Genomic DNA, 13,443 nt, shown 5'->3' on the forward strand with positions numbered 1-13,443 from the left:
GACATCGGGACGCGAATCGCTCGAGCGCGTCGCGACGGGTCGAACACCCGTGACGGTTTTCTCGGTCGCGTTCGTGAGTCGACGCATGCGCACCGACCTCGAGTCCCGACTCCGCGAGCGCCAGACCGAGGACGGCTACCTGTTCCCCGACTACGCGGGCTACTGCTTCGCCGGCGTGCCGGACACGGTCGCCTCAGTGCTCGGCGTCGGCGGCGTCGCCGGTACTCGACGCCCGCTCCCCGACGACGTCCTCGCGAGCGTCGGCGACGACTACGACCGGGTGCTCGTCGTGCTGGTCGACGGCTTCGGCCTCGCGTTCTGGAAGCGCCACGGCCACCCGCTGCTCGAGCGACTCGAGGCCGCGGGAACCGTTTCGCCGCTGACGACGACCTCCCCCTCCGAGACGGCGGCGGCGCTGACCACCCTCCACACCGGTCGACTCCCGACGAGCCACGGCGTGCTGGGCTGGGACGTCTACGACCCGGTCGACGACGCCTCCTACGAGGCCTTCACCGTCGAGGTTACGGAGGGCACCGAACCGGTCGACCGCGACCTGCAGGACGTCTTCGAGGGGGAGCCGATCTATCCCGCCCTCGAGGCGGCCGGTGTCGACTGCCGACACATCGTGCCGTTCCCCGAAACGTACGACGGCGCGACCGCCCACACCTACGGCGGGGGCGACGACGGTCCAGAGTACTCGCTCGAGGGGTTCGAGTCGTCGCTCCGCGAGGCGTTTTCCACCGCGGACGATCCGGCGTACCTCTACGCCTACCTCCCGCAGATCGACACCGCCGCGCATTCCGCCGGCACCGAGAGCGACGAGTACCGGTCGACCGTCGCGGACACCCTGCAAACGGTCGAACGTGCGCTCGCCGGCCTCGCAACGGACGACCCCGCGGCCGCCGCGGAAACGCTGGTCGTCGTAACCGTCGATCACGGCCACGTCGACACCGACGCGGACCGAACCGTCGACCTCGAGTCCTGGCCGACGGTGATGGACAACCTCGAGCGCTACGCGAACGGGGAGCCGGTCCGCTACGCCGGGAGTCCGCGGAACGCCCACCTCCACCTGCGGGACGGCGCGGGCGTCCGCGAGCGGATCCGGTCGGAACTCGCCGACGCGCTCGACGCCCGCATCTTCACCGCCGACGAGGTCCGCGCTCGCAACCTGTTCGGCGACGGCGAGGAGAGCGAGACCTTCCGTCGCCGACTCGGCGACCTCGTCGTCAGCCACCGCGACCAGGCGGTCTGGTACGGCAGCGATACGGAGAAACTCGAGTTGATCGGGATGCACGGGGGGCTCCACCCCGACGAGATGCTGGTGCCGTTCGCCGCGAGTGATCTGTCATCGCTGGGACCGTCGTAGCCGGCGTGCCACCGAAAAGCGGCGACCGATCGTCGGACCGTCCAGCGGTGGCGGTCGATCGAACCGTCAGTCGGTACAGTGATCGGCGTTCGATTTTGTCGTCGCGTCGAACGCGCCGTCCTCGAGGACGAACAGTTCTGTCGCCGGGCATGGGTCGTCGAACGACGAGGCCTCGAGTTCGACCGATCTCGCCTCGTCGTCGTCGACGGTTACGGTCGCCTCGTACTCGTCTCGGCCCCGCAGCAGGACGACCACGTGAGCGTCGGGATCGAGGTCGTAGCTCCCGTCGAACGAGAGCGTCTCCGAGGCCGATTCGATCTCGAGATCGACCCTGTGTCGTTGATCGGCGAGGTTCCAGAGCCGGACGCGGGAGGCCGGGTCGTCCGACCGCGTACCGATGGCCGACCGCGCGATCGGATCGTCCGGGTCCTCGGGGGGTTCGGGCGGCGTCTCGTCCGGACCGTTCTCCGCGGGCGCCGACTCGGCGGCCGAGAAACAGCCCGCGAGGGCGGCGCTCGAGGCGGCGGCGCCGGCGAGCAACGATCGACGGTTCATAGTGTGAACGGTTTTACACCACTCGGGGCAAAGACGCTTGGGGTATCACTGCAGCGCCGTCGGTGTCGGCACGGAATCACGTACCGCTAAGTGTCCCCGTCCCCGAGAGAGCCGTAATGAACGGCAACCGCTTCGGTCGCCTCTTTCAGGTGACCACGTTCGGCGAGAGCCACGGCGAGGCGATGGGCTGTACCGTCTCGGGCTGCCCCGCCGGCCTCGAGCTCTCGGCGGAGGACATTCAGGAGGACCTGGATCGGCGCAAGCCGGGCCAGTCGATGATCACGACCAGCCGCGGCGAACCCGACGACGTCTCGATCGAGTCGGGGATTCAGGACGGCTACACGACGGGCACCCCGATCGGGATGGTCATCCAGAACAAGGACGCCCGCTCGGGCAAGTACGAGCCCTTCATCACCGCGCCGCGGCCGAGCCACGGCGACTTCACCTACTCGGCGAAGTTCGGCACGCGCAACTGGGGCGGCGGCGGCCGCTCGTCGGCCCGCGAGACGGTCAACTGGGTCGCGGCGGGCGCCATCGCGAAGAAACTCCTCGCGCGCGAGGGAATCGAACTCAAGGCCCACGTCAACCAGATCGGCGACGTCGAAGCACCCGACGTGAGCTTCGACGAGATCCTCGAGCACTCCGAGGAGAACGACGTCCGGTGTGCCCACCCCGAGACCGCCGAAGAGATGCAGGACCTGATCGCGGAGTACCAGGAGGAGGGCGACTCCATCGGCGGCAGCATTTACTTCGAGGCGCAGGGTGTCCCCGTCGGCCTCGGTGCACCGCGGTTCGACTCCCTCTCCGCACGACTCGGCCAGGCGATGATGGCCGTCCCGGCGACGACGGCCTTCGAGTTCGGACTGGGAACCGACGCCGCCGAGTGGACCGGCAAGGAGCGCAACGACGATTGGGAGTTCGATGACGAGGGCAACCCGACGCCGGTCGAGAACGACCACGGCGGCGTTCAGGGCGGCATCTCGAGCGGCGAGCCGATCTACGGCGAGGTCACGCTGCACGCGCCGACGTCGATTCCCAAGAGCCAGCAGACCGCCGACTGGGAGACGGGCGAACTCAAGGAAGAGCAGGTCATCGGCCGTCACGACCCCGTCCTGCCGCCCCGCGGTGTGCCCGTCGTCGAGGCGATGCTCGCCCTGACGCTGGTCGACTTCATGCTGCTGTCGGGCCGGATCAACCCCGACCGCGTCGACGACCAGCCCGGGGAGTACGACACGGACTACCACCCGAGCAACCCGCGAAACGAGTAGTCGGCGGTTTTCACGGTTTCGCAATTTCTTCGCGGTCGGCCGAACGGGATCGGTTCGGACTCGACCCGGCTATTCCGTCGTCGCAGGGGAGACGGATCGGCCGACGGCGGGCGGGCGAACCGACTATATAATGGTTTATTCTCGTGCAATTCTGTCTTTCCGGTCGGTGTCGGACGCTGGCCGACCATTCATAAATAGAATCGATACCCTCGAATTTCTCGAACTCTAACGGTCTTTCATGCCATATATTGTGTGGTTGTTCATTCTTCACGATAGATCTATGGTAATCTATAGCAAAGGCTTTAGTTCACGTAGAGCAAAATCCCGGTACGGTCGGCCCACCGGCCACTGGTTTCACCATGAGCGACGACGAACTCATCTGGCGAATCGCAGGCGGTTCCGGAGACGGAATCGACTCGACGAGTCAGAACTTCGCCAAGGCGCTGATGCGCTCGGGGCTCGACGTGTTCACCCATCGGCACTATCCGTCGCGAATCCGCGGCGGCCACACCTACGTCGAGATCCGGGCCGCAGACCGCGAGGTACAGTCACGGGGAGACGGCTACAACTTCCTGCTCTCGCTGGGCGACTCGTTCGCCCGGAACCCACAGGAGGAGGCCTACTACGGGAACGAGGAGATCAAACCCCTCTCCGAGAACCTGGACGAGCTCCGCGAGGGCGGGATCATCGTCTACGACGAGGGGCTGATCGACGAGGAGGACGTCGAGGCGATCAACCTCGAGGAGCGCGCCGAGGAGAACGACTGGCACGTCTTCCCCATGGACCTGCGCGGCCTCGCCAAAGAGCACGGGCGCGAGGTCATGCGCAACACCGCCGGCGTCGGCGTCACAGCGGCGCTGCTGGACATGGAACTCGAGCACATCGAGGACCTCATGTCCGACGCCATGGGTGGGGAGATCCTCGAGGCGAACCTCGAGATCCTCCACGAGGCCTACGACACCGTCAACGAGGAGTACGACTTCGAGCACGATCTGCGTGCGCCGGAGGGCTCCCACGACACCGAGCAGGCGCTGCTGTCGGGCTCGAACGCGATCGCCTACGCCGCGATCGACGCCGGCTGTCGGTTCATCGCCGGCTACCCGATGACGCCGTGGACGGACGTGTTCACCATCCTCAGCCAGAACTTCCCCGACATGGGCGGCGTCTCCGAGCAGGTCGAGGACGAGATCGCCGCGGCCGCCCTCGCGGTCGGCGCGAGCCACGCCGGCGTGAAGGCCATGTCCGGCTCTTCCGGCGGCGGCTTCGCCCTGATGTCCGAACCGCTCGGCCTCGCCGAGATGACCGAGACGCCGGTCGTGCTCGTCGAATCGATGCGCGCCGGCCCCTCGACGGGGATGCCGACGAAGCCCGAACAGGCCGACCTCGAGCACGTCCTCTACACGAGTCAGGGCGACTCCCAGCGCGTCGTCTTCGCGCCCGGGAACATCGAGGAGGCTTACGAGCAGACCCGACTGGCGTTCGACATCGCCTGGGACTACCAGATCCCGGCGATCGTCATCTACGACCAGAAGCTCTCGGGCGAGAACGAGAACGTCGACGTCGAGTTCTTCGACCGCGAGCCCTCGCCGGACCTCGGCTCCACGTTGACGGAGGACGAACTGGCGGAGGCGGCCCACGACAACTCCGGGAAGTTCAAGCGGTTCAACTACGACGACGCCGAAAACGGCGTCGCACCCCGCTCGATCCCCGGCCAGAAGGGCGGCCGCTACCTCGCGACCGGGAACGAGCACAGCCCCGTCGGCCACATCAGCGAAGATCCCGACAACCGCGTCGCGCAGATGGAACGGCGCATCGAGAAACTCGAGTCGATCCGCGCGGAGCTTGACGAGGAACGGGACTCGACCCAGACCTACTTCGGTCCGGAAGACGCCGACTACGGCATCGTCACGTGGGGCTCCTCGCAGGGCGCCGTCGCGGAGGCCATCGAGCGCCTGAACGAGAACGGGCACTCGGTAAAGGGGATCAGCGTCTCCGACATGATGCCCTTCGCCGAACGGGAGGTGACGGAGTTCCTCGAGAGCGTCGACGAGGCGATGGTCGTCGAGATGAACGCGACCGCGCAGTTCCGCGGCCTGATCCAGAAGGAACTGGGTCGCTTCGGCGACAAGATGACCAGCCTGCTGAAGTTCAACGGCAACCCCTTCGAACCCGCCGAGATCGTCGAGGGGTACGAGGTCAATCTCGCCGACGAGGACCGTCAGCCGACCGCACAGGTGCGAATCGAACCCGCTGCAGGTGACTAACAATGAGTGCATTCAACGCGATCGGTGAGGAACGGGAGATCGACCGGGACGAGTACACCCCCGGTGTCGAACCGCAGCCGACCTGGTGTCCGGGCTGTGGGGACTTCGGCGTCCTGAAGTCGCTGAAACAGGCCCTGCCCGAAGTCGGGAAGACGCCCGAGGAGGTGCTGACCGTCACCGGAATCGGCTGTTCCGGCAAACTGAACAGCTACCTGGACACGTACGGCTTCCACACGATTCACGGCCGCTCGCTGCCCGTCGCCCGGGCCGCGAAGCTCGCGAATCCGGAACTCGAGGTCATCGCCGCCGGCGGCGACGGCGACGGCTACGGGATCGGCGGCAACCACTTCATCCACACGGCCCGGGAGAACCACGACATCACGTACATCGTGTTCAACAACGAGATATTCGGCCTGACGAAGGGCCAGACCTCGCCCACGAGCCCGAAGGGCCACAAGTCCAAGACCCAGCCCTCGGGCAGCGCGAAGACGCCGCTGCGGCCGCTTTCGACGTCGCTGAACGCCGGCGCGAGCTACGTCGCTCGCACCGCCGCGGTCAACCCGAACCAGGCCAAGGAGATCATCAAGGAGGCCATCGAGCACGACGGCTTCGCGCACATCGACTTCCTGACCCAGTGTCCGACCTGGAACAAGGACGCCCGCCAGTACGTCCCCTATATCGACGTCCAGGAGTCCGACGACTACGACTTCGACGTCCACGACCGCGCGGAAGCCGCCGAGATGATGCGCGAGACCGAGGACGTCCTCAACGAGGGGACCGTCCTGACGGGCCGCTACTACGTCGAGGACGACCGTCCCTCCTACTCGCAGGAGAAACACGCCGTCGGCGAGATGCCCGACCAGCCGCTGGCCGAGCGCTACTTCGACGACGACGCCGAGTGGGAGCGCAGCTACGACCTGCTCGAGCGGCACACGTAACCGGTCGGCGGGGCGGTCCGCGATCGCTGACCGAACGATGTTGCCGCGTTTCGCCGCTAGTCGCAGTCGACCTCGACGGATTCTGCCACCGACAGCGCCGTCTCGCGATCGACCGTCGCAGTCGCGAAGACGTAGTACGTCCGCTCCTCGCAGGCCCACTCGACGATCGTGCCGAGGTCGCTCTCGACGATCGTGCCGGAGACGCCGTCGACGGTGACCGTCTCGCCCTCGAGCGCGAACGGACGGGGACCGTTGCAGGCGCCGATCCGGATCGACTCGCCGACGGACGCGTCGCCGGCGTACCTGCCCGAGACCTCCCGGAGATCGTTCGCGTACGGGTAATCGACGACGGCGGCCCCGGCGCGCTCGAAGCGTTCGGGGACGTGCGTCGGCTCCGCCATCTCGACGCCCGCCGCGGCTTCGGCGTCGGCGGGCGACTCGTACCGCTCGAGGTACGGGAAGACGTGCTCCTCGACGAGCGCGTCGGCGGGCGGCTCGTACGCGAACAGCTCGTCGTCGACCGGTTCGTTCAGCGAGAGCGACGTGGAGACCGCGTCGAAGTCGGCCTCGTCCGTCTCGACGACCTGTTTGACCGGGAACAGCGTCTCCCGGTCGAACCAGACGTCGATCCGCTCGACGGACTGCTGTAACTCGCTGTCCTCGCGCTCCTCGGTCTCGAGCGGGATCACGAACTCGGTGTTCCCGACGAGGACGCCGATCGAGCGTTCGACGGTCTCGGACGGCGGGGGATCGAACCGGACGCGGTAGACCGACCGCCCGTCGAGGGTCGCCTCCCCGCCGACCCGCGCCTCGAGCTGGTCGAAGTACGTCGTCGTCTCGCCGTAGAGGTACTCGATGTGGCTCTCGCCGCTCATCTCGGAGTCCATCACCGCCACCCGGTTTCGCTCGAGGTCGTGAAACCAGGCCCGCTCCCCGTCGTCGACGTTCCGAAACGTCCTGTCGTCGTTGCGGCCCTCGACGTATGTCTCGCCGGTGAGCCGCGCCGTGATCTCGTCCGTCGTGGTGGTCGTCGTTCCGTCCCGTTCGACCGTCGTCTCGACCGTCGCGATCATCGTCTCCGGTCGGTCGAGGTCGGCCAGCCTCGCCTCGAGGTCCGCGTCCGTCGTCCCCTCGCCGTCGTCGCCGACGGATAGACAGCCCGCCACCGCCGTCGCCGCCCCGCATCCGAGCCCGACGAATTTTCGACGTGTCGGTTCCATACGTCAACACCGTCACCCATTCGACAAATCAATTGTTATTCGTCCGATACTCTCTCACGGAACGCGGCGGCCGGCCGGTTCGGCGGCGGCGATCGTGATCAGTCGCGGTTCCCCGTCCCGAATCCGCCGGCGAACAGCTTCGAGACGTAGCTCAACGCGAGCAACGCGACGATCAGGCCGCCGAGCGCGTACGGGTGGAACCCGAACCGGATCTCGCGAACGCCGTAGGCGACGACGAGCACCCCCATGAGGAGGGCGGTGCCGCCGGCCCACCGGGCGACGTAGGCCGGATCGACCGACTCGTCGTAGTTCGCGTGGAGGTCGACCCGGCCGCGGAACGCGATGAGGGATCCCAGTCCGAGAATGAGCAGCCCACAGAACACCCAGACGGCGCCGCTGATCACGTGCGGATCGACCATGTCGTTCGCCGGAACTGCGTCGGGCGGGCGAATAAGTCCGACGATCCCACCGCTAACTGACGGCGATCACGATTTATCGGGGGTTATATCTATGTATTGATACGTATTCGGGCGCTGGCGCCCGATTCACGCCAGCAGCGGATCGTTCGCCGGCGTACCGGTCGTTTTCGTATACAAAAGATATTTTTCCGTCCGAGCAAAAGAGAGTAGCATGAGTACACAGGCGACGGAAGATCGCATCCTCGAGGTCCTCGAGGAGGACGCGCAGGCGTCCTACGCCGAGATCGCGGAGCAGGCGAACGTCTCGAAACCGACCGTTCGGAAGTACATCAACCAGCTCGAGGAAGAGGGCGTCATCGTCGGCTACTCGGCCGACGTCGACCCGAAGAAGCTCTCGAGCAAGACCATCGCGATGGTGGGGATCGACGTCGCGAGCGAACGCTACGTCGAGGCGACGAAGGCGCTGAAGGACCTCGATCAGATCGAGGCGCTGTACAGTTCCAGCGGCGACCACATGCTGATGGCCGAGGTCCGCGCCGCGGACGGCGACGCGCTGGGCGAGATCATCTCCGAGAACATCCTCGAGATCGACGGCGTCACCGCGGCCCATCCCTCTTTCCTCCAGGAGCGACTGAAGTAGACGGCTACCGCGTCCGTTCGCCGCAAATTCGTCTCCCCGAGACCGATCGGTTCGGCCCATCCGTTTTCACGCCGGCCGGCGTGGAGTGAGCTATGCCGACGTACGAGCGCCGGACGACCGTCGACGCACCGCTCGAGGAGGTCTGGGAGTTCCACTCGCGAGTCGAGGGGCTTGAGGCCGTCACACCCGACTGGATGGGCCTCCGCGTCGAGGCCGTGCTCGGCCCCGACGGCCGGCCGGATCCCGACGTGCTCGAGGTCGGAACGGAACTAGCGCTGTCGATCCGTCCGCTGGGTATCGGGCCGCGCCAGCACTGGACGTCGCTGATCACGGACCGCGACCGCCGCGACGACGGCGCGTACTTTCGCGACGAGATGGTCTACGGCCCGTTCGAGCGCTGGGAACACACCCACGCCTTCTCCGCGGACGGCGAGCGGACGGTCCTCCGGGACCGCGTCGTCTACGAACTCCCGGTCCTCGGCCGCGGCCCGCTCGCCGAGGTCACGACGCCGTTCTCGCAGGCCGGCTTCGAGGCGATGTTTCGCGGCCGCCACCGGGCGACGAAGGCGCGCCTCGAGTGAGGGATCCGGCGCGTCGATCCGTTTCGTCGCGTTAGACGATCGAACCACGTCCGTTTTGGCCGTCGAAGCGGTAGTGACCGCCATGATTGGCCCCGCGGGTCGCTCGTTCGGTCGACGCCGACTGCTCGCTACCGTCGGCGCGGGAACCGCGGTGGCCGTCGCCGGCTGTCTGGGCGGCGAGGAGGACGCTGGTGACGAGGACGGAGATGGCGGTAACGAGGAACATCCGTACGCGACGGAGCTCTCCCATCCCGGCGACGAACCGATCGAGTTCGGCGACGAGGATCGATGCCCGGTCTGTAACATGATCGCCGCGGACTACCCCGACTGGCAGGCCCAGATCGCCCACGCCGACGGGGTCGGTGCAGTCTTCGACACGCCGGGCTGTCTGTTCGCGTACGCGGCCGCCCCGCCGACGGACGAGGCGGTCGTCGGCGCCTGGGTCACCGACTTCGAGACGGGACGGCTCGTCGAGGCGAGCGACGCCTTCTTCGTCCTCGTCACGGACGCGGACGCCGTCCCGACGGAGACGATGAAGATCAATCCCCGCCCGTTCGCGTCGTACGACGACGCGGTCGCCTACCTCGAGGAGTGGGGCGCGGAGGACCTCACGGAGGACGACATCGTCGAATTCGAGGCCGTCGACCGCGATATCGCGGCGATCTATCGCGGGAACCGCCTTCCGGACGAGTGACTGCCTCCGGGGAGGCTGCCACCGTCCCGTCGCGACCGGCGAAATCCACGGTCCTGCCTCGAGTTGCTCACGCGGCGTTTCGGAACCGGTTTGGGCACCCGTTCGAATCCCCTACGACGTGCGCAGGTCGGACCTCGAGGTGACGCCGATGGTCGCCCTCGCGTTCGCGGTGTTCGCCGCGAGCACCAGCGCCGTGCTGGTCCGCTGGAGCGCGGCGCCGAGTTCGGTCGCGGCATTCTACCGGGTGCTGTTCACCACGGCACTGGTCGCGCCCGTCGCGCTCGTGCGGAATCGGGCGGACTTTTCGCGACTCTCGAGGCGCGATCTGGCCGCGGCCGTCGTCGCCGGCGTCGCGCTCGCGATCCACTTCGCGGCGTGGTTCGAGAGCCTGAACCACACGAGCGTCGCGGCGAGCGTCACCATCGTCCAGAGCCAGCCGATCGTCGTCGCGCTGGCGGCAGGACTCGTGCTCGGCGAGCGGATCACCCGCGAGACCGTCGCGGGGATCGCCGTCGCCGTCGTCGGCGCCGCCGCGATGTCGCTGGGCGACGCGGGCGAGGCGCCACTCTCCGACGCGACGCTGTACGGAAACGCGCTCGCGTTGCTGGGCGCCGTCACCGTCGCGGGCTACGTGCTCGCGGGCCGGTCGATCCGCCAGCGGGTCTCCCTCTTTCCCTACGTCACCGTCGTCTACGCCGCCTGCGCGCTGACGCTGGGCGCTCTCGTCGCCGCGCAGGGCCACGACTACGTCGCCTATCCGGCCCGCGAGTGGCTGCTCTTCCTCGGGATGGCCGTCGGCCCCGGCGTCTTCGGGCACACCGTGGTCAACTGGACGCTGAAACACCTCGAGTCGGTCGTGGTGAGCGTCGCCTGGCTGGGCGAACCCGTCGGCGCGACGCTGCTGGCGGTCGTTCTGCTGGCCGAAGTCCCCGACGCGGTGACGGTGGCCGGCGGGGCGGTCGTCCTCGCGGGCATCGCCGTGACGACGCTCGAGCGCGAGCGACGGGACGGCTCGGGGACGTGAACGATGGCACGGAGTGACGGTTCCGGTCGACGCGGTTCGAGGGCGAGGAGCGATCGGTGGATCACTGCAATCGGGGGTGTTGCCCCTACTCGGCATCGTGGCGGCCGGCGCCGTCCTCGTCCTCGCGACGGGGACGGGCGCCGTCGTTGTGGCGACGAAGACGGGCGCCCTCGATGGCGTCGAGCAGCAGGCGGCGGAAGAACAGTCTACCCTGACGATGGACGTCGTTCCCAGCGGCGTCGAGGACGCCTGACGGGCGAATGAATCCGACGACTGACGGGCCCGGATCGCGGGAGTAGGTCCCGTCGCTCGCTACTCGGAGACCGTCTCGAGGTACTGTCGGCCGTCCTCGGTGATGGTGTAGACGCCCCCGGAAATCTGTCGAATGTGGCCGTCGGACTGGAGATCGTGACACTCCTTCGTAACCGTCACCGGGTGGACCTCGAGCGCCGAGGCCAGCGACCCGACCTCGGCCGGCCCCCGCTCGTCGAGAACGTCCAGAAGTCCTCGACTCGAACAGTTGGTCATTGTATAACCATATATCACGGCAAAATATGACATAGATGTTTCGGTGGCCTGTCGATCTGAGAGAAAGTCGGTTCCACAGACGTAGCGACGAGTCGATAGCAGGTTCCTGGACGGGTTGGAGAGCGCTCAGAGCCCGAGGATTTCTCTGGCCTGATCGGGCGTCGCGACCGGTCGACCCAGTTCCTCGGCGACGCGAACGACGCGTTCGACCAGTTGCGCGTTGCTCTCGGCGAGTTCGCCCCGCCGGTAGTAGACGTTGTCCTCGAGGCCGACGCGGACGTGGCCGCCGAAGAGCAGCCCCATCGTCGCGAACGGAAGCTGATTCTGGCCGAACCCGAGCGTGTTGAACAGCGCGCCTTCGGGCAAATTATCGATCGCGTTCAGGAAGTTCCGCGGCCGCGGACGGGCCAGCGTGCCGGGGCCGAAGATCAGCGTCGCGTACACCGGATCGGCGAGGTCGCGGCGCTCGAGTAGCCCGTGGACCTCGTTCAGGTGGCCGTCGTTGAATACCTCGAGTTCGGGCTTGATGCCGCGGTCGACCATCTCCTCGTGGAGCGAGTCGACCAGTCCGCGCGTGTTCTCGCTGGTGAGGTGGTCGTACCGGTTCAGCGGCCCCATGTCGAGCGAGGCCATCTCCGGCGGCGGGTCGGTTCGCAGCGGGCGGTGGCGGTCCGCGTCCGGCGCCCCGGTGCCGCCGGTCGAGTGCTGGATGATCACGTCGTCGGCGTACCGGCGGATCGCGTCGTCGATCTCCTGGAAGCGCTCCGTCTCGAACGTGCGTTCCCCGTTGGGACGGCGCGCGTGAACGTGGACGACCGAGGCGCCGGCCGCCTCGACTGCGGCCGCCGCCTTCCCGATCTCCTCGGGCGTCTCGGGGAGGTTCGGCGTCGTCTCCTTGCCGTGGACGCCGCCGGTCAGGGCCGCCGTGACGATCGCCGGCTCGCCCCGGAGGAAGTCGCCGTAGCTCATCGCTCGCCTCCGTCGTCGACCTCGCTTTCGGTTCGGCCTCCGGAACCGGCACCGGCGTTCACAGCCTCGTCGTCGGACCGGCCTGCGCCGTCGCTATCGGCGTGCTCGAGGTAGATCTCGCAGTGCCGATCGTGTGCGTGGTCGTAGCGGTCGTTGCAGACGTCGGCGCGCATCGGCTGGACGAAGCGATCGGCCGCGGTGCAGTAGGCGCGGGCCTCGTCGAAGCGCGTCCCGTCGGATTCGTCTCGATACTCGAGGTGAGGACAGGTCATACGTCCAGTTTCGGCTGTGGCATGTTAACGATTCGTGGGACGGAATCGGTGGTCTCGATCGGGTCCTCGGGTCAAGCGCGGTCCCGCGGTCACTCGCCCAACTTGGGGTAGGACTGCGTGCCGCCGTGCGTGTTCCGCGCGACCAGCGTCGCGATCGCCGCGGTCCCGCCCGCGACGGGCCGGCGCCGCTCCGCGTAGGAGAGGATCGTCAGGTCGAGCGCCGCCCGCAGGAGGTCGTTCGACCGATACCGGAAGCGCTCGCTCGAGGGGCCGATCTCGAGGGCGTCGCTCGAGCGCAGGTGGTGCTCGTAGACGAGGACGCCGCCCGGCGCCAGCGCCGTCTTGAGATCGGGCAGGTTCTCGAGCGCCGCGAAGAAGCTCACCGTGATCACGTCGTAGGCGTCCGCCTCGAGGTCGAACTCGCCCAGATCGGCTCGGACCCAGTTCACGTCGACGTCCCGCTCGTCCGCTCTGCGGCGGGCGGTCTCGATCGCCGCGTCCGAGACGTCGACCGCGTCGACGTCGTAGCCGCGCTCGGCGAGGAAGAGCGCGTTGCGGCCGGTGCCGGTCGCCACGTCGAGCGCCCGGCCCTCGGGCAGCGTCGCGACGCGGCGCTCGAGTTCGGGAATCGGCTCGTCGGGCAACTCGAAGTCGACGTCGCTGTACCGCTCGTTCCACCGCTCGCGTTCGTCCGTCACGAGCGCA

General features: G+C 67.6%; 16 protein-coding genes. 9 read left to right on the plus strand and 7 right to left on the minus strand.

All coding sequences use genetic code 11. From position 1 onward, the window contains the following. Positions 1 to 85: 85 nt before the first annotated feature. The gene (locus J0X25_RS32950) at positions 86 to 1,366 is read left to right on the plus strand and encodes an alkaline phosphatase family protein (protein WP_207288121.1); all 1,281 of its coding nucleotides are present in this window, start codon (positions 86 to 88) and stop codon (positions 1,364 to 1,366) included. A gap of 66 nt (positions 1,367 to 1,432) precedes the next feature. Here J0X25_RS32950 and J0X25_RS32955 read toward each other — a convergent pair whose 3' ends face one another. Next, the gene (locus J0X25_RS32955) at positions 1,433 to 1,921 is read right to left on the minus strand and encodes a hypothetical protein (protein ID WP_207288122.1); all 489 of its coding nucleotides are present in this window, start codon (positions 1,919 to 1,921) and stop codon (positions 1,433 to 1,435) included. A 116-nt stretch (positions 1,922 to 2,037) separates the two neighbouring features. On the opposite strand from J0X25_RS32955, the gene aroC reads away from it, so the two are divergent. The 3 genes from aroC to J0X25_RS32970 all read left to right on the plus strand — a co-directional run bounded on the left by aroC (position 2,038) and on the right by J0X25_RS32970 (position 6,391). Next, positions 2,038 to 3,189: a chorismate synthase gene (gene aroC, locus J0X25_RS32960; protein ID WP_207288123.1), complete on the plus strand. Its 1,152-nt coding sequence runs from the start codon at positions 2,038 to 2,040 to the stop codon at positions 3,187 to 3,189. Positions 3,190 to 3,548: 359 nt separating this feature from the next. Beyond that, a complete protein-coding gene (locus J0X25_RS32965; protein WP_207288124.1) occupies positions 3,549 to 5,453 on the plus strand; it encodes a 2-oxoacid:acceptor oxidoreductase subunit alpha in 1,905 nt (634 codons plus the stop codon). Between the two features lie 2 nt (positions 5,454 to 5,455). Continuing rightward, positions 5,456 to 6,391, plus strand: a complete 936-nt coding sequence (locus tag J0X25_RS32970) for a thiamine pyrophosphate-dependent enzyme (RefSeq protein ID WP_207288125.1) — start codon at positions 5,456 to 5,458, stop codon at positions 6,389 to 6,391. A 56-nt stretch (positions 6,392 to 6,447) separates the two neighbouring features. Here the strand turns inward: J0X25_RS32970 and J0X25_RS32975 are convergent, their stop codons facing one another. Both J0X25_RS32975 and J0X25_RS32980 read right to left on the minus strand, forming a co-directional pair. After that, complete coding sequence (locus tag J0X25_RS32975) at positions 6,448 to 7,611, minus strand: LolA family protein (protein WP_207288126.1); 1,164 nt, start codon at positions 7,609 to 7,611, stop codon at positions 6,448 to 6,450. Between the two features lie 98 nt (positions 7,612 to 7,709). Next, complete coding sequence (locus J0X25_RS32980; RefSeq protein ID WP_207288127.1) at positions 7,710 to 8,030, minus strand: hypothetical protein; 321 nt, start codon at positions 8,028 to 8,030, stop codon at positions 7,710 to 7,712. A 211-nt stretch (positions 8,031 to 8,241) separates the two neighbouring features. Between J0X25_RS32980 and lrpA1 the strand changes: the two genes are divergently transcribed. From lrpA1 to J0X25_RS33005, 5 genes are all read left to right on the plus strand, one after another. Continuing rightward, a complete protein-coding gene (gene lrpA1, locus J0X25_RS32985) occupies positions 8,242 to 8,670 on the plus strand; it encodes an HTH-type transcriptional regulator LrpA1 (RefSeq protein WP_207288128.1) in 429 nt (142 codons plus the stop codon). 92 nt (positions 8,671 to 8,762) lie between these two features. After that, positions 8,763 to 9,251 carry an SRPBCC family protein gene (locus J0X25_RS32990; RefSeq protein WP_207288129.1) on the plus strand — a complete coding sequence of 163 codons (489 nt, stop codon included), beginning with the start codon at positions 8,763 to 8,765 and terminating at the stop codon, positions 9,249 to 9,251. A gap of 82 nt (positions 9,252 to 9,333) precedes the next feature. Next, complete coding sequence (locus J0X25_RS32995; protein WP_207288130.1) at positions 9,334 to 9,945, plus strand: nitrous oxide reductase accessory protein NosL; 612 nt, start codon at positions 9,334 to 9,336, stop codon at positions 9,943 to 9,945. A gap of 118 nt (positions 9,946 to 10,063) precedes the next feature. Beyond that, a complete protein-coding gene (locus tag J0X25_RS33000; protein ID WP_225896667.1) occupies positions 10,064 to 10,969 on the plus strand; it encodes a DMT family transporter in 906 nt (301 codons plus the stop codon). Positions 10,970 to 11,048: 79 nt separating this feature from the next. Continuing rightward, a complete protein-coding gene (locus J0X25_RS33005) occupies positions 11,049 to 11,222 on the plus strand; it encodes a hypothetical protein (protein ID WP_207288131.1) in 174 nt (57 codons plus the stop codon). 59 nt (positions 11,223 to 11,281) lie between these two features. Here J0X25_RS33005 and J0X25_RS33010 read toward each other — a convergent pair whose 3' ends face one another. The 4 genes from J0X25_RS33010 to J0X25_RS33025 form a co-directional block, all read right to left on the minus strand. After that, the gene (locus J0X25_RS33010; RefSeq protein ID WP_207288132.1) at positions 11,282 to 11,497 is read right to left on the minus strand and encodes a helix-turn-helix domain-containing protein; all 216 of its coding nucleotides are present in this window, start codon (positions 11,495 to 11,497) and stop codon (positions 11,282 to 11,284) included. 126 nt (positions 11,498 to 11,623) lie between these two features. Then, the gene (locus J0X25_RS33015; protein WP_207288133.1) at positions 11,624 to 12,466 is read right to left on the minus strand and encodes a beta-keto acid cleavage family enzyme; all 843 of its coding nucleotides are present in this window, start codon (positions 12,464 to 12,466) and stop codon (positions 11,624 to 11,626) included. Continuing rightward, positions 12,463 to 12,738 carry a hypothetical protein gene (locus J0X25_RS33020; protein ID WP_207290954.1) on the minus strand — a complete coding sequence of 92 codons (276 nt, stop codon included), beginning with the start codon at positions 12,736 to 12,738 and terminating at the stop codon, positions 12,463 to 12,465. Before J0X25_RS33020 ends, J0X25_RS33015 begins: the two co-directional genes overlap by 4 nt. Before the next feature lie 89 nt (positions 12,739 to 12,827). Continuing rightward, positions 12,828 to 13,436: a class I SAM-dependent methyltransferase gene (locus J0X25_RS33025; protein WP_207290919.1), complete on the minus strand. Its 609-nt coding sequence runs from the start codon at positions 13,434 to 13,436 to the stop codon at positions 12,828 to 12,830. Positions 13,437 to 13,443 lie beyond the last annotated feature (7 nt).

The organism is Haloterrigena alkaliphila, assembly GCF_017352155.2.
Classification (GTDB): Archaea; Halobacteriota; Halobacteria; order Halobacteriales; family Natrialbaceae; genus Haloterrigena; species Haloterrigena alkaliphila.